This window comes from Acinetobacter sp. NS-4 (genome assembly GCF_037402435.1).
Classification (GTDB): Bacteria; Pseudomonadota; Gammaproteobacteria; order Pseudomonadales; family Moraxellaceae; genus Acinetobacter.
The window spans coordinates 141,657-164,841 of sequence record NZ_JBBEUE010000004.1 but is presented as its reverse complement, the minus strand read 5'-3'; the positions used below and the strand labels follow the sequence as shown (position 1 = coordinate 164,841).

Below are 23,185 nucleotides of genomic sequence, written 5' to 3'. Positions count from 1 at the left end.
ATAAAAAATCCCGCTTCAATGGCGGGATTTTTTATTTTATAAATTTTACAATTAGCAGAATTTTAAAGAGCCAAAGCAGTTCCGATAAGCTGGCGCTAAAGTTGTAATATTACCTGCTGCTGCCTTACCATTTTGCACCATGTTTGACATCAAATTGGTTAATGAGTCATTAATATTCAGGGTAAAAGCATCTTGAAGATACATTGACCAACCCTTCCCTACAGAATCTGCATAACCTGGATATTTAATACTGTCTAAAGCAGTTAAGGCTATACCAAAGAGATTAGAATTGACGTCTAATTGATGAACATTGTTTAAGTTATACGGCAAAATATAATTATTCAGCAAAGTTGTTAATTTTCCACTATAGGTTGAATCAAGCTCTAAAGCTCCTTGAGTTGGAACAGCTAGACCGAGACCAATCAAAGTTTGTTGCTTCATATAAATTTGAATGCCTGTTTTTAGTACAGGCATGAGTGAATTAGCCACTTGAGGCCCAGTGATGATATCACAACCACTACCAATTGCTGGAGTCGCGCAGATTTGATTAATCGTTAAGCCGGCAACGACATCATCCACTGTTTTACCGAGTAATAAATTCGAGATTCCAACCTGTGTTAACCGAGTACCTTTAGCTGTAACATTTGCACTCGATGATGCTGCTTTGGTATCAATTGTCATATCCTGATATCTGACCTTAACAATTAATAGATTTAAAATTTCCTCGTCCTTTACCCCCAAATAGCCAGTAGCTAGTGTTCCACCTGATGGCATGCCATACGCTGTACCAGAATATTTTGCAGCTCCGGAGGTACAACCTGCGGTTCCACCTTGGCATGTTACTCCAATATTAGTTTGTGCTTGAATATTTAAATTTGTCTTACCTGTCAAATAACCACTATAGGATGCCAAATTACCAATACTCATCGGTCCTTCTGCTTTATCCGCTCCTAAACGAATTCCCACTACCTGGCGGGTTGCTGCGTTGCTTCCGCCCTTAATCGCAAACTGAAAAAATGGATTGGTTAATACAAAATCTTTTAAACCAGCTTGGTTAGACTCCGCATTATTAAAATCTGCACCTGTGGGTTGTCCGGCTACACCAGGTAATGTAATGCAAGTTCCAGAGGCATTTGTGACACAACCAAAAGATAAATCTGAAATATCAATATCACATTTTCCTGCACCATTATCGCCACCACAGCCTAACTGTAGTGATTTGATATTGGCATTTAAAGCCAGTTCTGCCTGGAAACCGAGTTTAAAAAAATCCAGGCTTTGGGTTGAATCAGTCTCTTTAGTAAGTGTAAACAAAGCCTGTCCCGTTACATCCGAAAGAGACTGATCATCTAGACTCGTCATTGCATAAGACATTGTGGATGTTACAAATGCTAAGACTAAAGCAACAATGCCTGCAAATATTGTTTTTTTCATTTTCTTTATCCTTGGTATTTGTTTTAACGCGGTGTTATCCCTAACGTACTACGCATAGTCCCACCCGTAATCGCAATATCTGCCATTTTTTGCATTGTTCCTGCTGAAGGCGATAATGCCAATTCCGCTTTTAATACCTTATTGGTAACCGTTGAGTTGACTGTATTTTCATAATTAAATTTAATTTGATTATCCATCACCACGGTATCACTTTTTACTTTGATACGAGACTCAAGACCAATACGCCCTTGCAATTTGTTTAGATTGACACTGGATGACGTTACTGCATTAGTAGTTGTATTGGTATCTTCATTAATAATACTGAAGTAACTACCATTCCCACCTGTTACTCCTGGCGGGTTAAATTCAAAATTCGCTTTTAACGATAAGAAATTCGTATCCGCAGTACCAGTTGGACTTTCCGATCCCGGAATAATTAATAGCTCACCTTTACCATCTATCTTAAATGCAATAGAAGACAATACATCGTCTTTTTGGGCAAAATTATCAATGGGTACAATTTTTTTAGTAGTACAACTTGGGGTTTCAACTGGACAGTTATATAAAGATCCTGGCAGTTGTCCAATCGCAATTTCAGCTTTAGCAGCAAATAATAAATTGTCTGCCTTAATATAAATTCCATCATCTTCAAAGCCAATCAATCCATCTGATTTCATGTAGGAATCAATATTTCTAAGGCCTGCATAATAATTTACTGGTTCATTAAATGAACCAGTTCCACCGTCAACTACAATAATAGACGTTGTTGCAGGCTCACCCGTTTTTTGATCAATACCATAACCATCAGTCGAAAAGACAAGGTTATAGCCCAGCCCTTGGCTGTCAGTCGTTGCAGTCTTATACTTATAACTTTTTGAAAATAATGCCAAGTTTGCATTCAGATTATAAATTGGAATACCAATACCCCAATGGGCAGTTTGGTTGTCAATTTTCGCAATTGAATTATCTGAAATAAAACGTGCTGTACGGGCAATAGACTGAAAATCAAAACCACGCACAGCAATTAATGCCGCATTTTGCTTTGTGCTAGCTGCATTAATGGCATAGGTAATTTGGTTTGAATCTGTCGGGTTTTTACCTAAAACTTTCTCAATGGTATCGTTATAAATAAAATTTAAATTATTAGTACTGACAGTATTAATATAAATATCACCGAAATCAATATAGGCATTTTGGCTATTTAATTGAGTAACATCAGTATTTGAAGTACGTATTTTTAATGGTGCCAGATCTGAGAATTCAATGGCATAACTACCATGTCCAGTATGACCAATTTCCAAAGTTGTAGGCTTATGGCTTGTACCAAGTAAGGTATTGCCTGTACGAGTAAATTCTCCAGACATACCAAAATGCAAACCACCTACACCTAAAGCCTGGTAATCGGTTAGAGTGCCTGTCAGGATACCATTGGTATTGCGATGAAAATTCTGATAACCACTTTGGTCAGAATTTATAAAGATTTTACCATTGGCAATTGCGCCTGATGCCCCCATACGAATAACGTTATTCTGCGTAGTTCCAGTGCCATAACGTATATCAATATTCACCCCAGGATTGGTGGGGTCATCCGCTCCCGTTCGTGCTGAACTAACATCACTCGTATCTTGTACGCGCCCTAAATCAACCAGGTTGTCTGAACCATCTCTAGCTTTAGTAGTTAAGACAATACCCTCGTTACGGTCAATGTACAAATAACCATCTGCTGCAAGATTAAAGTTAAAATCTTTTAAAGTCAGATTATAGTTGTTTAACCCATAACTAATACTGGCATTTTGCAGATTAAGATCAAGATGAGCTTTCGCATCACGGTTAAATAATCCATTTGTTGTTTCAAGATTCATGACAAACGGTGTAGTTGTTTTAATATTTAAAGAACCTAAACTTTGCTGTTGATCTGTGCTACAGGTATCACAAATCAACATGATGTTTTGCACTGCCGCCTGAAAAGGGGACACACTGGCTTTTATTTTTACACCTGTGCCATTCGCAGTTGCACCTACGTCGAAGTCTAATTTACTTAAAATATTTGTTTGGCCATTACCCGTAATTTCCACACCTTGCAAACCAAGTTTCATATTACCTTGATCTGTATAGTCTATCCAATTCGCCTGAGTAATTGTCGCTTTCGACATTTCATGCGTAATAGAAATTCCGTCTTGTCCTGTCACACTACTTAGTGATTGATCACTTAACTCTTGAATAGCATAACCATGCTGAGCAATAAGTACGCAAGCTGTCAGTATATTTAATTTTATTATTTTCATTCTAATATCCCTATTCTTAAATTCTTAGCTGACTAGCAGCGACTAGTTGAAGTCCCAGCACAGTTATAACTAAAAATTTTGAGGTTACCTGAGATATGTAAATTCCCATGTGCATTCAACCCCATGAATCCTTTTTCTAATCCTTTATCGAATGTGCCAGCCTCTGTGCCATAAGTTTCTGAATTTAAGTATCCTTCTGCCCCACTTTCCACAGACAATCCAGCAAAACCTAAATTTCTAATTTTTAAAGGTGCATTATCATAAAAAGTAAGTTGCATTGCCGTTTGTGGATTTCCATCTTTGTTGGTAATGGTCGAGCCATCCATGGAGAAACGGTCAATTTGCAATGTTCCCTGGATTTTTTTAAACACTAACCATTTTTGATTGCCATTTTCCACATGATTGTTGGGTGAAATCGCAAGACGGCATAAAATGTCGTTGGTACAGTTGTAAACATAGTTAATATCGCTTACCGTCAAAGTATTAAAGGCTTTACTTTTATTAGAAATATCTTGTAGTGACATGTCATTGGCATACTTATGGTTTAAAGACAATGTCCAACTTAAATCAGCCCCCCCCTGTCCAGTTACATCGGTCAACTCTATACTGTTCAAGCCTACAAGATCTGCATGAACCAAACTCGAAAAGATAATGAGGGCAGGATAAAAAAATAATTTCATAAGCATTCCACCCCTATAGTCCCGTTGTCTTAAATTTCAAATGTTGAATTAACATGCCATCAATAGCAGCCGAACCTAAATTCACCGCAGAAGCAGTCGGTGTAGAACCTGGACCTCTAAATACCACACCAGTTGTAGTGCCAGTCCTATCGGCATTTAATAAATTTTTTGTTGAATCATAACTAACTCCACCAATAGCAATACTGCTATGAGTGGCATTGTTTCCCTGATAATTAACTGTTGATCCGTTTGCTACAACCTGGCTTGTGTTATAACCGCAAACATAAACATTACAAGTAGAACCTTTGTAATCACTACTAGCACCTACAGAAGAATAAGCGAGTGAATAGTCGGTATAAATTTTCTTATACACATCTGCAACCTTTGGAATTGCCGTCACTTCCAACACAATGTTACGTCCCTCGGAACCAACAATAAAAGGCTGGTACATATTACCCAGCACTAAATTAATATTTGGGCTGTAAAGGTATAAACCTTCATTACTATCAAACACCGGGGCTAAGCGACCTGCAAAAAGAGCTGGAGTAGCCCCAATACCATCATCAGTAGCGGCGGTACTCATACGTAATACATTCACATCAAGCGCAGTTTTACTCGCAGCTGTATTCGCAAAAGTTAAATTTTCAGGGTTTGAATTGGTATTCAACCTTATGATAGATGCCATTCCTAAAGTCTGGTTATATTGTGCAGTCCCCGAAGTCAGCGTCTGGAATAAACGAACTTGTGATCCATTAATACTTAAACCATTGGCGACGACCTGTAAGCGCATACGCTGACTTTTGCTTAACTCCGTATCATCTACATTCGTTGTATCTGTTGAATTGGCTACAGGCGCACCTGTCACAGGATTAATTGCATTACTCGACGCCCATTTTCGTGAAAATGCATCCGTCCAGAAACCGAACTTAATCTTGTCTTCGGTACTATCTGCTGTGACTTTTGCCAATGGGGCTTCAAGCGCAATATAACTAATAGTACCGTTAGTACTAAATTGGGGTACATTTTGTTCAGAACCTGCACGAAGCAACCATGGGTTTGCTGTGCTTCCCCAGTTAAAACCCGTATTACTAAAACGAGCATTGGCATCATTATTAGTTTTAGATAATGCCAAACCATAAATAAAAATATCTGCTTTGGTCTGTTTAGTCGTTAAATCTGTCGCGGTCGTCCCTGTATAGTTCTCGCCTACTGGAATAATACGGATAAAACCAGTGTCGTATTTAGGTTTGTCTGCCGCAACAATAGCAGTATTGTTATAACTTGAAGCAGTAGAAATATCGTTAGGACTCTGAAAAACCATCTTAAAGTTTTCAGGCAATAATGCGATCCCTTCACCGGTAGTTTCAGAAAGATGATCATCTGACAAAGATTCAAGCGCATAAACTGATGGGCTAAGTAAAGCTGCGAGCACACTCGCCAAACAAGATTTTTTAAATCTTGTATTATTCCAACTTTGAGTCATCACGACCTTCCTTTTTATCAGATGCTCCGCATCATTATTTTTTAATTCATCCTATGCTTGGTATGCCGAATTTTTATTTATTTGTCATTACGACAATGTTATTACCAAGTCTGTACAACTTTTTATTATGCTGAATATTATTGCAATTGCAAAAAAAACTGGTCGAATGAACACAGTTTCCGATGAATGAAGGAAACAAAAAATAAGCGGACCAAAATGATCCGCTTATTCAATTATTTATAGTACTTATGCCTTCGGTAATGTCACACCGGTCTGACCCTGGTATTTACCACCACGGTCTTTATAAGAGGTTTCACATACTTCATCAGATTCAAAGAACAACATTTGGGCCACACCTTCACCGGCATAAATACGTGCTGGCAAATTGGTGGTATTTGAAAATTCCAGGGTCACATGACCTTCCCACTCAGGTTCAAGTGGAGTAACGTTTACAATAATACCGCAGCGTGCATAAGTCGATTTACCTAAACATACAGTCAATACGTTACGTGGAATACGGAAATATTCTACTGTGCGGGCCAAGGCAAATGAATTGGGCGGAATAATGCAAACATCCGATTCAATATCAATAAAGCTTTTATCATCAAAGTTTTTTGGATCAACAATTGCTGAATGGACATTGGTAAATACTTTAAATTCACGTGCGCAACGAACATCATAACCATAGCTTGAAACACCATAAGAAATGAGTTTTTCACCAGTTTCGTCATAACGTACCTGGTTTTCTGCATACGGTTCAATCATGCCGTGTTTTTCGCTCATTTCACGAATCCAACGATCAGACTTAATTGCCATTATTTGTATCCAAAAATAGTTAAATCAATTATTGCGCTGTACTTTAACTGAAATCTACCGTAATGGAAATAATGAACGGGTGATGATGACATTTTTTACAAAATGAATATTTTTCTCGTCCATATTTAAAGATTTAAAAGAGCAGAATAGCTAAGAGGGATAGAGAAACTCAGTAAAATCAATGAAGCGGTTTTTTGCAAATTAGATTGATTTAACCACCCCACTTTATTTGACGCTAAAATTGAGCCAATAAATGTCCAAAACAAGGCAATCGGCACAATTAACACCAGAAACATAGCAATATGGAGGAAATAGTTGTGTACTGTGAGCCAAGCTGTGCTTGGAAAAATTGCCGAAGCAAAGAGTAAAGCCTTAGGATTTAACAAAGTTGCACAAAACAATTCGCGCGCACGAATGGTAGGCTGATTATAACTGGCTTCAATATCTGCCGTTTTCCAGAGTTTAATGGCGAGAAAAATAATATAAAGTGCACTGAGAAGCTTTAATAGTGTGGGAAGGATTGGCCATTTAGCAGAAACTGTTCCAATGACCATGCCCCAAACAGTGATGGCAATTAAATAGCCGCAAGATTCGGCAGGAATCAATCGTAATGATTTACGTACCCCAACCTGAATACCGGAAGATGCCAGCAATGTATTTGTTGGACCAGGCGTTAATAAAATGGTAATAACCAAGCCAATGAATAACCACGAAATCATATGCGACCTCTCTATAGAGTGCGCGAAGAGTAAATGAGTTTATTGTACTTAGCAAATCAGAAATTTTATATCTTTTACAAACACAGAGTTTATTTTAAAAATCATTTAAATTTCAATAAATTATAATAAATACTTACAATTTCACTTATGAGTCATTTGTTAGAAAAAGTTTCAACAAATACTATTTTAAGGTTGATGATTTACATTTAGCCGGCTTGAGCTGTCCCTCAAGGATCTATTCAGGCACAATATCCCATCATTTAAACGGCCGATTTTTATGGCAAAAAAGTTCTTTCAGTCATGGCTTCCCTCACCGCAAAAAGTTGCAGAGATGAAAGTAATGAAGATTTTTGGTCAACGCACCTTAAATCCTTTACTTTGGTACGTGAACAGAAAGTCCATTTCAAAAGCTGTTTTTATTGGCACGTTTTGGGGCATGTTGCCCTTACCATTTCACAGTATTTTGATTGTATTGACGGTATTGCTATTTGAAGTCAACCTCCCGGTCAGTTTATGTCTGGCCTGGCTAACCAATCCTTTTACCTTAGTTCCGATTCTGTATCTGGGGTTCTGGTTAGGCAGTAAAATATTCCACGTCAATATGATTAATCAGGATATGATTCTGGGTGTGCTGCATCAGATCAGCCACGTTATCACCCACTTTGGGCATGGACATATCGATTTAAGTTTAGCAAAAATTTTATTATCCGGGTTGTTACTAGAGGCTTTCATTTTTGCAGTTGCATTATTCGTGATTACCCGACTATTGTGGCGATGGAATATTATCCTGCATCATAAACGGCGCCGAGATCCGCAGTAATCATGCCATTTTTAGCTATGACTCACTATTTAATCTATTAGAAGCCTAGCCGGCTTCTTGCTGTCTCATGGCATTGTCTGTTATTGCAAATACAAGCTAAATTCAAGATGTAAAAAGCCCAAACAAGGTTGGGCTTTTCGAAGATATTGCTTTAATCAGACAAAAAATTTAGAAAATCCGGTTTTGTGGTTTTTCTACTTTCGGCAATTGATCGGCAATTTTCTGTGCAATTGCCATATAACTTTCCGCAGCATCATCTCCTACCAGCACAGAAGGTTTTCCGGCATCGGCATTTTCACGGATTTGCACATTTAACGGTAAACGCCCGAGTAAAGGAATATGGTATTGTTCAGCTAATTTGTCACCGCCACCTGTACCAAAAATCTGTTCCTCATAACCACAATTCGAACAGATATGCGTCGACATGTTTTCCACTACACCCATCACCGGAATCTGAACTTTATTAAACAGTTCGATGCCTTTGGTGGCATCCAGTAAGGCAACATTTTGCGGTGTGGTGACAATAACCGCACCTGTCACCGGAATGCGCTGCGCCAAGGTTAATTGAATATCGCCTGTTCCGGGTGGCATATCAATCATCAATACATCCAGGTCTGGCCATAAAGTCTGGTTAAATAATTGCATTAAGGCACCGGTCGCTTTGGGACCACGCCAGGCAACCGGAGTGTTGTTATCTCCAGTTAAATGGCCAATAGAAAGCACGGCCAGACCATACGCATCCAGCGGAACAAAATTTTCTGCTTCAATCATGGGAGTTCGTCCGGCATTGCCTAGCATGGTAGGAATACTTGGTCCGTAGATATCTGCATCCAGAACACCGACTTTTAAACCCAGTTTTTGTAAGGCCAAAGCAAGGTTGACGGTGGTTGTAGATTTACCCACCCCCCCTTTACCCGACGAAACCAGAATCACATTTTGAATACGTGGATGCTTGGGCACATCTCTTTGCTGCGGTGCCGGTTTCTGGATTGGTGGATTATTAGGATCTTCTGCATTCTTGCTTTCAGCTTGGGGCATTTGTCCAGCAGCATCTACAACAGGCGGAAGTTTTTGGCCTGAAGATGTAGTGGAAGTTTGGGCTTTATTGTCACCACAATGTCCATCTTTTTCATGATCATGGTTAGTGCAGCTTTCACCCTGTTTGTGCTTTTGCTGAATGACATGCATATTCAGTTCCTGAATGCCGCATTTTTCCAGTGCATCGGCCAAATCATCATGAATTTTTTGTAGATGATCGGCTTCTTCAGGATAAGTATTAATGGTGATTTGTAATACCTGACCTTCTACATTAATTTGAGTAATTCGGTCTTTCAGGGCATGCTTGGAATTGGGCAGGATATAGCCTTGTAGCACATTCTGGATTTCTTCCTCCTTCACCTCTTGCGCGAGTGAAAACACAGATTTAAGCGAAGAAAGCCACGACATAAGTTTACTCCAAGTACGGACATACAGCTGAATAACATAGTTTAGCTTTAAATGCCTCGAAGGTTAAGCATAGTTCTGTTCTATATAGCTTGATGAATGCGATTGTAAATGCAAATAAATCTATAACTTGCAATATTCAGTATTGGATTTTATCTACACCCACAAGGCGTCTTGCACACCTATGCTATAAAGAACATGTAGATACACACGATAAAACAGCCTTAAGTCAAAATGATCTGTCCGACATCGGGCTTATTTTGTTAATAATTCTGCTACAGACATGCTGCTATTTTGTTCTTTATATTGATAAATTATTTTGATTGTCATTTTATTTTGGGGATAACATGTTATTTAAGCAACTAATTCCACTTATATTTTTGTCAGCGATGACATTTACTCATGCAGCCTCTGAAACATCTTCCATACGTACTCCTGAAGGGCAAACCCTCAGCTTGGGAGATTCTTATATCGACATGCAAAATCGTCTGCATTTGTCTCCGAGTTCCATGATTACTCATGAACTCCAAGAAGGTAAAAAGCATTATCTGGCCATGGACTATACTTATGAAGTGGAAAATATGCTTTATACCATTACCATTGTGAACGATCAGGTGAAGAAAATTGAATGGCTGAATACCGATCAGGACATTCATAAAGATCAAATTACAAAAGAATGATACAAAATCATTTATAAAAAATGGTTAAAGTGGATAGTGTAGAGCTACAAAATAACTTTAAAGCCAAGCAGATCTAAGTCTGATTATTTTTTAATTTGTGCAGGGTATCAGTGGCTGTTTTCTTGAGCCATTCACATTCGCTACTGGCCTGTGCTTTAAGTTCATGAATCTAGTGCAGCGGCATGCACAGCAAACCGCTGCACTACAGGATGTGTTGTTTATCTCTAGAAGGATGATAGCTGCACCTAGAGAATCTTGTCTGTGACGAGCACAGACTAATCCCCTCACTTCACCGGGATCATCAAGTGTTGATAGGGAGTTCCGGGCCACATTATGTAAGGTACAGCAGTATCTGGCTGGGCATTTTTGGGATACATGTCATAGAAGCCAGGTTCAGCACCGACAATCATGACATGGGGACCCGTCTTAATCCAGTGGTTACCCGCGGTAGGTTTTTGGGCATAGGGATCCGTATTACTGGCATCGGTTCCACCCTCTAACATGTACATAAAGCCGATTTTACCTACAGTCGGCGGTTTGTGACCCATCCAGGCTTCCGCCCATTCCAGGGCTGCCTTGTCCATGCACATCGGGTCTGGACCGGGAGTGGTCGGATTATCCGGCATACAGGTAAAACCATTACTACCTTTACGTAAGGTACGCATCTTGCCATCTGTGCCTATGGCTACAATGGTGGCTGCTGCACCCACTTTTTTGGGTGCTGCGCTCATGGCACTGGCGATAGCCTTCTGGTCAGCTGCTGGGGTGCTGCCCGATTTGCCACCCTTAGTCTCCGCTGCCAGAATGGCCGGTACGGATAGGACAACCCATCCGGTAATCATCAATATTTTAAGGAAATTCATAGTCTTGTTCTCCGAACAGGAGGTTATGTTTGTGACCCCTAACTCAAGTTATATGACTCAACTTTGCCCTATAACTAAAACGGAATAAAACATAATTATTTTTTTGTTGATTATTTTTAACCAAATTGAGTTATTCCATCAACGTCATGTACCGCAATACACAAATTTCATAACAAACAAACTCAATGGGACACAATAATTTACGTATTTAGAGAACTGTATAATTTTTTGTCACATACTGATTCGAAAGAATGAGGGGATTTAATTTATTCTTAGCACTTTCCAAATTATGAATACATATAGGGATATAATTTTCAGCGACCGCAGAAAACTTTTCGCTGGAATAAAGGATTAGATATCCTCTCCGAGTAACCAATGAAAGTGCACAAGCTAAATCTCAAAAGTTTTCCTGTTCATCCGATCATAAATTCAATATTTTGAGTTAAGTCACCTCACCACGTAGCCCAACTTTAATGAATTATTAAGCTGCTACATCTCAGCCACGAAATGCCGCCTCTATCGTGGCAATATCAATTTTCTTCATCGTCATCATTGCATCAAACGCCCTTTTGGCGGCTGCACGGTCAGAACTGGTATAAGCCTCGAGTAAAGCTATAGGAGTAATCTGCCAAGAAATCCCCCACTTGTCCTTGCACCATCCACACTCGCTTTCCTGACCACCATTGCCGACGATCGCATTCCAGTAGCAATCCGTTTCCTCCTGGTCTTCGGTTGCAACCTGAAATGAGAATGCTTCATTATGCTGAAATGCTGGCCCACCATTCAGTCCAATACATGGAATACCGAGTACCGTGAACTCGACCGTGATGACATCACCTTCTTTCCCTGATGGATAATCTCCAGGTGCATGATGTATAGCCCCAACAGATGAGTTCGGAAAAATTTCGGCATAAAATCGTGCAGCACCCTCAGCATCGTTATCGTACCAAAGGCATATCGTGTTCTTTGCAATATTCATTATTTCACCTCTTTATTGAGACCAGAGCTTACGCTATTCGACATAACTGCAACGCGTCCCGCATATCAGCCTAATTAAGTTATTCGGCACCTTTTCTATATTTAACTAAAAAATGGAATAGACCTATTTCATAATTGTTTTTTTATTGATCTAAACATATTTTTTAGTGATCAAAATTATTTGTTTTCGTAGGCTTGAATTAATAATTTTATAGTTGAAACAGAGTTCTCTATGGATGCTACTGGTACAGGAGATAATCAATAAGAAAAACTATACCGAGAATAGCAGGGTAAATTTAAGATCCGCTTTTAACCTGCATGCAGTCGGTAATTAAAAACGGTCATTTAACTGAAGAAATTGCACCATTAGCTGTGTACCCGTAAAGGTAAGACAGTGAATTACACAGGATGAAATTCCGATCACAGCAAAAATACATTATTTCTTTTTCCATTCAAATGATGACTCATCATTTGAAGTTACTCCAATTTCACACTCTAGAAATTTCATATCTTCCATGCCCGTATCCATTGGGGTAGTGGTAATAAAATTACTATGTTCCTCAAGTAATGTTTTATAGATATCGGGACTGACTAATAGATAATTTGGTACTCTATAGTTGTGATTTATGTAATCAAAAAATGCTTGTTTTACTTGTTCTGATAATTTCATTTTACAACTCCAGGAATAATCTAGAATTAAATACAAAAAATGATTAGCTTAGTTGTTTTTCAGAATCACCTTATCCGCTTAATTATTATATAGTCAGACTACTCGCCTATCTTTCAAAATCAATATCTGATTTGTTTATTCTAATTCATATAAAATTATGGCTTTGGTTCATCAAGAATCACCTCTCAATACAAGTCTAAGCAAGAGTGACATTTAAAATATTCATAAAGACTTTTTCTAGATTGAAAATTCATTAAATATTGATTCTAAATATTTTTATATGAAATCGAACTCTCTGATTTGGAATTTGAGATGACAGGAGTTGAACTCGTGTCTTATATTTAGTTATACATAATCAATAAAAAAAACCATTAAACAGTGTAACAATAATTTTAGCCAATAAAGATGTTTGGCAGAAAATCAATTCCAGTTATTGATATAGGTAAATGTTGTTGCTTAAAATATTTTTTAACTGCTGTGTGAGTTAAGTTTAAATAGTTTTTATTGTATAAAAAACAGTTAATTAAAAATCAGCCCTGAATGGGCAGGGCTGATTTTTAACTGATTGATGTAGCATTTATTATGAAGATAAATCTACACACAGATATTTCATTTCGAGATATTCATCAATACCGAATTTAGAACCTTCACGCCCTAAACCAGATTGCTTCACACCACCAAATGGCGCAACTTCATTGGAAATGGCACCGGTATTAATTCCGACCATGCCATATTCCAATGCTTCACCCACACGCCATTGACGCGCTGTACTTTGTGTGAATACATAGGTAGCCAAGCCAAACTCGGTATCATTTGCCATCGCCACCGCTTCTTCTTCGGTGTGGAAGCGGAATAACGGAGCCAATGGACCAAAAGTTTCTTCTTTAGCCACTTTCATGTCCTGGGTTACTTCAGTCAGCACGGTAGGCTCAAAGAAAGTGCCACCTAGACTTGAACGCTGGCCACCAATTTTAATCTGCGCACCTTTGCTCGCTGCATCTGCAATATGCGACTGCACTTTGGCAATTGCATCTTCATCAATTAGCGGGCCTTGAGTGGAACCGTCTTGACGGCCATCACCCACTTTTAAATTGGCCACAGCTGCAGTCAATTTCTCAGCCAGCGCATCATAAATACCATCTTGCACATAAATACGGTTGGCACAGACACAGGTTTGACCGCTATTACGGAACTTGCTGACCATAATGCCCTGAACCGCCTGCTCCAGATTGGCATCATCAAAAACCAGTACTGGCGCATTGCCACCCAATTCAAGTGACAGTTTTTTGATGGTTGGTGCACATTGCTGCATCAGAATGCGGCCGACCTGAGTCGAACCGGTAAAGCTCAGCTTTTTCACCGTGTCGCTTTCACACAGGGTTTTGCCCACTTCAATGGCATCGCCACTAATGTGCAGCAATACATCTTGTGGCAACCCTGCCTGCAAAGCCAGCACTTCCAGAGCATAGGCTGTTAATGGCGTTTGCTCAGCCGGCTTAACCAGCATAGAACAGCCGGCAGCAATTGCAGGTGCAGCCTTACGGGTAATCATGGCTGCAGGGAAATTCCACGGCGTAATTGCAGCGGTGACCCCAATCGCCTGTTTGATGACCAGCAAGCGCTGATTCGGCAGCGTTGGTGTCAGCACTTCACCGTCAATACGGCGTGCCTGTTCAGCAAACCAGCGGATAAAGGAGGCAGCATAAGCAATCTCACCGCGCGCTTCAGCTAAAGGTTTACCTTGTTCAGCAGTCAAAATCTGAGCCAATGACTCTTTATTTTCCTGCATCAAATCAAACCAGGCCCACAGCACATCAGCGCGTTGTAATGCTGTTTGTGCTTTCCATGCCGTCTGTGCCGTCTGTGAACGAGCAATTGCTTGTTCTACCGACGCACGGTCATGGGATTTCACCCATGCCAGCGTGTCATGTGTTGCCGCATCTTTAACTTCGATGTAATCGCCACTTAAAGGCTGATCCAAACAAATATCCGGATGCTGTAATAAATATTTCAAATGATCTGGAAGCATTTCAATCCCTCATTCATTCTTATGCAGTTAAAGTTGCAAATCCCTGTTCTAAAATAGCCAGGCCTTCACGGAATTGCGCTGTTGGAATGGTTAAAGGATATAGGAAACGAATCACATTACCAGAACGACCGCAGGTTAAAATCAGCAGGCCATTTGCCATCGCATGGTTTTGCACCACTTTGGCCTGTTCAGCCGTTTCCAGTTCTACTGCAACCATTGAACCCAGCGCGCGAATATCAGTGACTACATTACTGCTGGCTTTAATGCTATTTAATACCGAAACCAGTTCCGCACCCAAGACATTGGCACGATCACACAGACCTTCACCTTCAATCACATCAATAACTGCATGTGCTGCAGCAACTGCAATCGGACTACCCGCATAAGTACCGCCTAAGCCGCCAGGATTCGGTGCATCCATAACTTCAGTACGACCAACCACGCCAGAGATCGGGAAACCACCGCCCAGGCTTTTTGCCATCGTGATCAGGTCTGCTTTGGTTTCGTAGTGATTCATGGCAAACAGTTTACCGGTACGGGCAAAACCTGTTTGTACTTCATCTGCAATCATCAAAATACCATGCTGATCACACAATGCACGTAAACGCTTTAAAAATTCTGCCGGTACAACATTAAAACCGCCTTCACCTTGCACAGGCTCAAGTACAATTGCCGCCACATCATGTGCAGCCACATCTTCAGCAAAAATGTCTTCAATGCTTTGGATGGCATCGTCCACAGTAATGCCTTTTGACTCTACCGGATAACGTGCATGAAAAACACCCGCTGGCATTACCCCAAAGTCACGTTTGTAAGGGGCAGTTTTACCCGTCATGGCCATGGTCATGAATGAACGGCCATGGAAACCATTACCAAAAGTCACAATACCGTGACGGCCAGTATAGGCACGGGCAATTTTAACTGCGTTTTCTACCGCTTCAGCACCGGTAGAAAAGAATGAGGTTTTTGCAGGGCCATCAATCGGTGCGCGCTCATTGATACGCTCAGCAAGAGAGACATAACTTTCGTAAGGTACAACCTGATAGGCTGTATGGGTAAATTTTGTTAATTGTTCAGTAACAGCAGCAATAATTTTAGGGTGACGATGACCGGTATTCAGTACCGCAATACCACCTGCGAAATCGATATATTGATTGCCTTCGGCATCCCAAATTGTCGAGTTCTCTGCTTTCTCCGCGTACCATTGACACATGACACCAACACCACGAGGCGTCGCTTGCTGTTTACGTGCATTCAGTGCAGAGTGTTTACTGTCCATTTTGTATCCTCATTCTTGATTCATACATTGTAAAATTTTGGCATCCATATCATGTGATTGATGATATGCAAATGACTGGTTGATCTTCCTCATTTTGCGCTTTTATCGGCCTGACACGAGAGCCACTTTGAATCAGATAGACAGAGCCAATTCACCCCATCCCGAGGATTTAAAAAATCAAAAAAATAGAATAGTTAGATACAAATCATAAACTTAAAATTACACCATAAAAAAATGGCACCTTTTTACAAGGTGCCATTTTGATAACTGAGAGCAAAAATTTAGAAATTGTACATAAACAGTAAATTCAGCAGTCGGCTATGGCCTGCTGCATCTCCTTGCGCCAAAGAACCGGCATCACCGCCAATGAATACATCATTTTTACCGATGATATATTCGGCTGCCAGCGAAAACTGCTTAACATCCAGCTGAGCACCCAAAATATTGCGTGTAGATGTGGCAAAACCAGACTTGTCTTTATCAAAGACGGTATAGCTGACATAAGGCGTCAGATCGTAATCTTTGTAAAAATCAGTCATTTGATAATCCAGATTCGCCACATAATAATTGGCTTTATTGGCCACATGATATTTCGATTCAAAAGAACCTACCGTCGCATAATCTGGATTCTCTACAGCCTCGGTATCTGCGCGATTCTGTCCGGCAGTCAGGGTCAGGTTTGCATTCTGGTAGTTTAAGCGACCAAACACATTCCAAGCATTGCGATGCCCGGTTTGACCATTGCGGTTATTTTCCAAATCTGAATACCAGTACGAGCCGCCGACATTCAGTTTAACCGGACTGTCCTGCAGCGGAATCTGCTGATTGATGCGTGCAACCCACATGTTTTTTTCTTCAATGTCATCGGTGCTGGCATCTTCCGGCTTGACATAATTGGCCGCATAACGCGCCGCATCGTCACCAGTGCCGGCAAAACTTCCACCATCACGTACAAAATAAGCCACATTCACTTTGGTATTTGTACCTAGCTGCTGCTGCCAGTTAATACCCAGATTATGCACATCTTCCAGGCCGGCATTGTCCATTGAACTGCCGTACCAGCTGCTGCTCCAGAAGCGGCCAATACCAAAAGGCATATCTTGCAGACCCAAGGTGATGCGGCTGTCATCATTCAGCTTATAGCCCAGGTTGGCATTCACCAAAGTTGAAAAATCACACAGGGTATCATTTTGATAGCAACGGTATTCCACATCGCCGAACAATGACTTGGCATCATATTTCAGGCTGAGTTTCGCCGCATTAAACTTTAATTTATGGTCACTGTCCGAATAATCTTTATCCTGATAATTCGCTCGTAGCCACCCCGATACGGTCAGTTTGCCTAAATCGGTATCGGCATCGCCCCAAGAAAGCGTATCTGCCTGCACGGTGGCAGACATCGTCATGGCACTGGCGACAAGCGCACAGAATGAAAATGGTTTCACTAAAAAACGTTGCGACATTATAGAAGCCCCAAAAAAGAAATAATAATCTTCAAAACCAGGTCGCTGGCAAAAGCAAAGTTTCTGACCAAATGGAAGCAGCAAAGGCGTTAAATATCCAAACTTATGCCGGGTCAAATATTGCATCCTGCAAGAGACCCTACCCTTAACCTGGATAGATGCCGCGCTCTTGGCGAGCCATCAGAATCCGTTCACATGCCAAAATATAAGCTGCTGTACGTAAAGAGCATCCGGCCTGCATGGCTTTGAGCCAAACGTCATGTACGGCATTTTTCATGATCACGTCCATGCGCTGATTGATTTCTTCTTCTGTCCAGAAATAGCTGGCAAGGTCTTGTACCCATTCGAAATAGCTGACAGTCACGCCACCAGCATTGCAGATCACGTCCGGTACAACCGTGATTTGACGCTGACTCAGGATTTCATCCGCTTCAGTGAGAGTCGGACCATTGGCCCCTTCCAAAATGATCTTGGCTTGAATGGTTTGGGCAACATGCACATCAATCACCCCTTCCAGCGCCGCAGGAATAAACACTTCCGCGGGAATTTTCCAGAATTTTGCCGCCGCGATTTCGTCGCTTGCAGCAAACCCCTGAATCTTGTGATGGGTGTTTGAATATTCCATTAACTTGGGTATATCAATTCCTTGTTCCTGATATAGGGTTGCCGAGTGATCCTGTACACAAATCACTTTGCTGCCATTTTCATGAAACAGCAAGGCGGCTTCGCTGCCGACATTACCAAACCCCTGCACGCACACCCGGGCATCCTTTAAATCCAGGTCAATTTGCTGAGCCACTTCACGCCCGCTAATATACACGCCACGTCCTGTAGCTTTACTGCGGCCTAAAGAACCGCCAAGATGCACGGGTTTCCCTGTCACCACACCAGTAATGGTAGAACCAGCATTCATGGAAAAGGTGTCCATCATCCAGGCCATAATTTGCGGATTTGTCCCCACATCCGGTGCCGGAATATCTTTTTGCGGCCCAATAACCAAATTGATTTCTGCGGTATAACGTCTTGTTAATCGTTCTAGTTCACGCTTGGATAACTGGCTTGGATCAACCCGTACCCCGCCTTTGGCACCACCAAAAGGTAAATTTAGCGCCGCACACTTAATCGTCATCCATGCCGACAGTGCCATCACCTCATCTAAATTGACATCAGGATGGAAGCGTACACCGCCCTTGCCCGGACCGCGGGTCAAATTATGCTGAACCCGATAACCTTCAAAATGCTGAACGCTGCCATCATCCATAATCACCGGAACATCCACAATCAGGCTTCGCTTCGGGCGTCGCAACATATCCAGTCTTTCGCTGAGTTCACCCAGATAAGGAGCCACTTTATCCAGCTGTTTCAGATAATTGTTCCAGGCCGTCGTACCGTGCTCGGTATAGGTGAGCCCCTTCATCATTGTGTTCATTGCATGATCCTGTTTTTTTGTATGCAGACGCATTTCCTTGCGGCCGCAAAAAGTATAAATTTATCTCTGCTTGTCGGCATTTATTGATCCAGGTCTGTAGCCAGCGTGATCTGGGCTAAAACATTCAGCTTGGATTTTTCGCTTTGGCTTTAACCAAGATATGTGTATATTGCCTGCCGTTTACAGGCCCGTATTTACGTCCACTGCGCAAGAACGGGATACTTTACAATTACTGCCTGACCAGATTATTTTGCACATACCGATATCGCTCTCACGAGAGCCACTTTGAATTTGTAGGAGAGAGCCAATTGCGTAGCTTGCTTGGAGACTATTTGCTGCAGCGATTACAGCAAGATATCGATGGAACATTGCAGCTGCGATTATTTCGCTGCTTGCGCAATGCCATAATTGACGGCGTATTGGCACCCAAGACTCGCCTGCCGGCATCCCGCGATCTGGCCAAAGAGATCAAGGTTTCCCGCAATACGGTATTAAGCGCGTATGAACAATTACAGGCACAAGGGTATATCGATGCCCGCACAGGACAAGGCACCTGGGTCACAGATAAACTGCCCGAATCCTTTTTAGTCAAGGCGGAAAATAGCAACGCCCCTATTCAAGAAAAAAAATCTCAGCAAAGTTACAGCTTGTCTCAGCGCGGTTCTTACTTAATCGGCTATTCAGCAGCTTCGCCTTATCAATGGGGTGCTTTTGTTCCCGGTGCGCCGGATGTGACAGAGTTTCCGCATCACATTTTTAGCAAAATTCAGACCCGTTTAAGCCGTGAACCGGAAATTACCCGCTTGATTTACAGCAATGCCGGCGGCTGTCTGGAACTGCGCCAAGAACTTGCCGAATATCTGAAAATTGCACGTTCGGTGCAATGCGATGCCGATCAAATCATTATTACCGAAGGCACGCATCAGGCGATTGATTTAGTCTCGCGTACCTTGAGCGACATTGGAGATGAAGTCTGGATCGAAGATCCAGCCTACTGGGGCGCCCGCAATATTTTGCGCATTAACGGGGTCAATCTGCGTTCACTACCGGTCGATCAGGAAGGCATTATTCCTGATCTTGATCCCAAAGTACCCCCTAAGCTGATCTTTGTTACACCTTCCCACCAGTATCCCCTAGGTTCACATCTAAGCCTGGAACGGCGCAAACAGCTGATTGCAATTGCCCGGCAGCATAAAAGCTGGATTGTGGAAGATGATTATGACAGTGAATTCAGGTTTTCAGGCCAGCCCTATCCGTCTTTACAAGGATTGGAACCTGATTCCCCGGTCATTTATATGGGCACATTCAGCAAAACCATTTATCCTGCACTGCGTATCGGCTATCTGGTGGTTCCGAAGAAACTGTTTTCCCCGCTGCGTATTGTGGCCTCAGAACTCTATCGCGGTGGACATTTAATTGATCAGAAGGCACTGGCAGAATTTATCCGTGAAGGCCATTATGAGGCGCATATCCGGCGCATGCGCTTACTCTACAGTAAACGCCATGCATTTCTGATTGATTTAATTAACCGCCATTTAGGTGAAGATTTTCTGCACGAATACAACACGGCAGCAGGCCTACACCTGATTTTAAAACTGCCAAGCAGCAGTGATGATGTCCTGATTGCATCGAATGCACTTGATCAAGGTATTAAGGTCAGAGCCCTATCCCAATACTATACCAAGCACTATTCTACCCGGCAGAAAGGATTACTGCTCGGTTTCGCCTGCGTGAACGAACAAGAAATATTGGTGGCTTTCGGCGTACTGTTGAAATGCTTGCGCGACAATGGAATTCATACTTTAAATTAGTAAAATTTCAATTCTAATTAAAATTTTATTTTTAAAATCAATATATTCTCGGCCTGTTTTTAAACAAGGAGTAAAACCTTTTATGGCCACTTCATTTTATTTAGTCTTTATTTTTCTGTAAACATTTCTTTCTGTAATTTTCACCTTTTTAAAGCAATTGGCTCCCTTCAATAGCTAAAAAATGGCTCTCGTCACCTGACAACAAAAAAGAGAAATTAGCAGCATACATAAACAGCATGTAACAGTTTTGTAATCAAAGTATGATTTTTCATGTATTTATAGAAACATCGGCTTTATTAAGTTTAACTTAAAATTAATGAAGTGATTACGAATTCGGTTACAGTTTCAAAGGACAGATAGTGTACACAAGGTAGAGAGCTCTATTGCTGTTGCACTATGGATATTAAGGGAAATTATATGGCAGAACATCAACATGTCTCCACGCCCGATTCATCACACAGCTTAAAAAGTGGACTTAAGTCACGTCATCTTACAATGATCTCGATTGCCGGGGTAATTGGTGGCTCACTGTTCATTGGCTCTGGTAATGTAATCTACTCGGCAGGTCCCGCTGCAATTTTGGCCTATGCTTTTGGTGGATTGCTCATTCTATTAATCATGCGCATGCTCGGTGAGATGGCCGTTCTCAACCCGGATAGCGGTTCATTCTCAACCTATGCTGATCGTGCAATTGGCCGCTGGGCAGGTTTTACCATTGGCTGGCTGTATTGGTGTTCTTGGGCCTTACTGATGGGCTGGGAAGCATATGTCGCAGGTAAAATTCTCAACAGCTGGTTTCCGTTTATCCCTATCTGGGGCTACATGCTCCTAGTTATAGTGTCATTGGTTGTAGTTAACTTACAAAATGTCAAAAACTATGGTGAATTTGAGTTTTGGTTTGCCCTGATCAAAGTGATTGCAATTGTTATTTTCTTAGTCATTGGTAGCTTGGCAGTCATGCACTTATGGCCGTGGAGCCAAGCAGGTGCGACAGGTATTACCCATTTAACCGCTGAAGGTTTCATGCCCAATGGTTTCTCTGCGGTAATCACGGCATTACTCGGGGTTATGTTTGCCTACATTGGCGCTGAAATTGTGACGGTGGCTGCCGCAGAATCGCAAAACCCTTCACATGAAATCCGTAAAGCATCTAACTCAGTGGTATGGCGTATCCTGTTATTCTATGTTGGTTCAATGTTTATTACCGTCTGCCTCATTCCACATAACAATCCACTACTCAAAGACCCAACTTGGGGAACCTATAGTGTGACCTTAACCGCACTCGGTATTCCAGAAGCAAAACACATTGTCAATTTTGTGGTCCTGACTTCAGTGTGTAGCTGTTTTAACTCTGCACTCTATACCTGTTCACGTATGCTGTTTTCATTGTCAAAACGTGGTGATGCACCGAAAAGCTTTGGTTTAATCAACCGTAATGGTAGTCCTTGGATGGGTGTTCTGGTGTCATCATCATTCGCTTTATTCGCAACCTACCTAACTGCCACTGAAAGTATGAATGTCTACGACATCTTTATGTTAGCGACAGGTACAGCAGCACTCTATGTCTATCTCACCATTGCTTTTTCTCAATTACGTATGCGTAAGAAATTAGAAGCGGAAGGACAAGTGATTGACTTTAAAATGTGGTTATTCCCTTGGCTGACTTATCTGGCAATCTTCTTTATTATTGGTGCCCTGATTACCATGCTGGTTGAAGGAACATATTTCAAAGAAGTGACTTATACCAGCTTGCTTGCACTCTTTATTGTCGGATTAGGCATCTGTGCACAAAAATTCAATTGGGGTAAAGATTCACAAAAAAAAATTCCGCAAAATAGAATAAACCTGAGCGACAATATTTAACGCTCAAGCTGATAAAATAAATCTTGGGGACAGAATCAGACCCGGCTGGTAGGTGAATCGTTAATCTAACTTTTCACCTACCAACAGCAATAAAAGATCTTTTATCATTCAAAAACTGCTCTTCTTTTTATCGGATATAAATAGTAACAACGTTTTCAATAGTCGGGCATCATCTGCCTAAAATGCCTTAAATAATCTCCCATTTTATAGATCTTTTTTTCTTGGATAACATGGCGAACAAATCAAGCCACAAGCAGCAAAAATCAGCTGATGAATATAAGCATGCTGTTGTTCATCCAACTTCTTAAACACGTGATCAAGCTAAATACTCCATCAAGTTATATTTGATCCTGTGATTAAAAAACAGACCATCAAAACCTTATGCTAAAAAACCTATTCATGCACAAATTTAAAAATCTCCCTGGATATGATGTTTCTGA

General features: G+C 41.2%; 18 protein-coding genes. 4 read left to right on the top strand and 14 right to left on the bottom strand.

Annotated elements, in window-relative coordinates; all coding sequences use genetic code 11:
• Positions 1-51: 51 nt before the first annotated feature.
• From WAE57_RS04910 to WAE57_RS04885, 6 genes are all read right to left on the bottom strand, one after another.
• Complete coding sequence (locus WAE57_RS04910) at positions 52-1,434, bottom strand: hypothetical protein (RefSeq protein ID WP_337708800.1); 1,383 nt, start codon at positions 1,432-1,434, stop codon at positions 52-54.
• Between the two features lie 23 nt (positions 1,435-1,457).
• The gene (locus WAE57_RS04905) at positions 1,458-3,719 is read right to left on the bottom strand and encodes a DUF6160 family protein (RefSeq protein WP_337708799.1); all 2,262 of its coding nucleotides are present in this window, start codon (positions 3,717-3,719) and stop codon (positions 1,458-1,460) included.
• A 32-nt stretch (positions 3,720-3,751) separates the two neighbouring features.
• A complete protein-coding gene (locus tag WAE57_RS04900) occupies positions 3,752-4,399 on the bottom strand; it encodes a hypothetical protein (protein WP_337708797.1) in 648 nt (215 codons plus the stop codon).
• A gap of 13 nt (positions 4,400-4,412) precedes the next feature.
• Positions 4,413-5,882, bottom strand: coding sequence for a hypothetical protein (locus tag WAE57_RS04895; protein ID WP_337708795.1), 1,470 nt, complete (start codon positions 5,880-5,882; stop codon positions 4,413-4,415).
• A gap of 246 nt (positions 5,883-6,128) precedes the next feature.
• Positions 6,129-6,698: a dCTP deaminase gene (gene dcd / locus WAE57_RS04890; RefSeq protein WP_086174816.1), complete on the bottom strand. Its 570-nt coding sequence runs from the start codon at positions 6,696-6,698 to the stop codon at positions 6,129-6,131.
• Between the two features lie 125 nt (positions 6,699-6,823).
• Positions 6,824-7,417: a LysE family transporter gene (locus WAE57_RS04885; RefSeq protein WP_237786167.1), complete on the bottom strand. Its 594-nt coding sequence runs from the start codon at positions 7,415-7,417 to the stop codon at positions 6,824-6,826.
• 271 nt (positions 7,418-7,688) lie between these two features.
• Between WAE57_RS04885 and WAE57_RS04880 the strand changes: the two genes are divergently transcribed.
• Complete coding sequence (locus WAE57_RS04880) at positions 7,689-8,237, top strand: DUF2062 domain-containing protein (RefSeq protein ID WP_337708901.1); 549 nt, start codon at positions 7,689-7,691, stop codon at positions 8,235-8,237.
• 168 nt (positions 8,238-8,405) lie between these two features.
• Here WAE57_RS04880 and apbC read toward each other — a convergent pair whose 3' ends face one another.
• The gene (gene apbC / locus WAE57_RS04875; protein ID WP_337708791.1) at positions 8,406-9,683 is read right to left on the bottom strand and encodes an iron-sulfur cluster carrier protein ApbC; all 1,278 of its coding nucleotides are present in this window, start codon (positions 9,681-9,683) and stop codon (positions 8,406-8,408) included.
• A gap of 386 nt (positions 9,684-10,069) precedes the next feature.
• Here apbC and WAE57_RS04870 point away from each other — a divergent pair, with 386 nt between their 5' ends.
• Complete coding sequence (locus tag WAE57_RS04870; protein WP_337708789.1) at positions 10,070-10,360, top strand: hypothetical protein; 291 nt, start codon at positions 10,070-10,072, stop codon at positions 10,358-10,360.
• Between the two features lie 284 nt (positions 10,361-10,644).
• Here the strand turns inward: WAE57_RS04870 and WAE57_RS04865 are convergent, their stop codons facing one another.
• The 7 genes from WAE57_RS04865 to WAE57_RS04835 form a co-directional block, all read right to left on the bottom strand.
• Entirely contained in the window at positions 10,645-11,223 is a 579-nt protein-coding gene (locus tag WAE57_RS04865) for a hypothetical protein (RefSeq protein ID WP_337708787.1), read from the bottom strand.
• Between the two features lie 496 nt (positions 11,224-11,719).
• Complete coding sequence (locus tag WAE57_RS04860) at positions 11,720-12,202, bottom strand: VOC family protein (RefSeq protein ID WP_337708785.1); 483 nt, start codon at positions 12,200-12,202, stop codon at positions 11,720-11,722.
• Positions 12,203-12,637: 435 nt separating this feature from the next.
• Positions 12,638-12,871 (bottom strand): hypothetical protein, encoded by a 234-nt coding sequence (locus WAE57_RS04855; protein ID WP_237786162.1) that lies wholly within the window; start codon positions 12,869-12,871, stop codon positions 12,638-12,640.
• A gap of 580 nt (positions 12,872-13,451) precedes the next feature.
• Positions 13,452-14,900, bottom strand: coding sequence for an NAD-dependent succinate-semialdehyde dehydrogenase (locus WAE57_RS04850; RefSeq protein ID WP_337708782.1), 1,449 nt, complete (start codon positions 14,898-14,900; stop codon positions 13,452-13,454).
• 19 nt (positions 14,901-14,919) lie between these two features.
• Entirely contained in the window at positions 14,920-16,179 is a 1,260-nt protein-coding gene (gene gabT / locus WAE57_RS04845; RefSeq protein WP_337708780.1) for a 4-aminobutyrate--2-oxoglutarate transaminase, read from the bottom strand.
• A 281-nt stretch (positions 16,180-16,460) separates the two neighbouring features.
• Positions 16,461-17,642 (bottom strand): hypothetical protein, encoded by a 1,182-nt coding sequence (locus tag WAE57_RS04840; protein ID WP_337708778.1) that lies wholly within the window; start codon positions 17,640-17,642, stop codon positions 16,461-16,463.
• Between the two features lie 145 nt (positions 17,643-17,787).
• Complete coding sequence (locus WAE57_RS04835; protein ID WP_237786158.1) at positions 17,788-19,071, bottom strand: Glu/Leu/Phe/Val dehydrogenase; 1,284 nt, start codon at positions 19,069-19,071, stop codon at positions 17,788-17,790.
• Between the two features lie 308 nt (positions 19,072-19,379).
• On the opposite strand from WAE57_RS04835, the gene WAE57_RS04830 reads away from it, so the two are divergent.
• Positions 19,380-20,882 carry a PLP-dependent aminotransferase family protein gene (locus WAE57_RS04830; RefSeq protein WP_337708775.1) on the top strand — a complete coding sequence of 501 codons (1,503 nt, stop codon included), beginning with the start codon at positions 19,380-19,382 and terminating at the stop codon, positions 20,880-20,882.
• A gap of 417 nt (positions 20,883-21,299) precedes the next feature.
• Positions 21,300-22,745 carry an amino acid permease gene (locus WAE57_RS04825; RefSeq protein WP_237786156.1) on the top strand — a complete coding sequence of 482 codons (1,446 nt, stop codon included), beginning with the start codon at positions 21,300-21,302 and terminating at the stop codon, positions 22,743-22,745.
• The last annotated feature ends 440 nt before the right edge of the window (positions 22,746-23,185 follow it).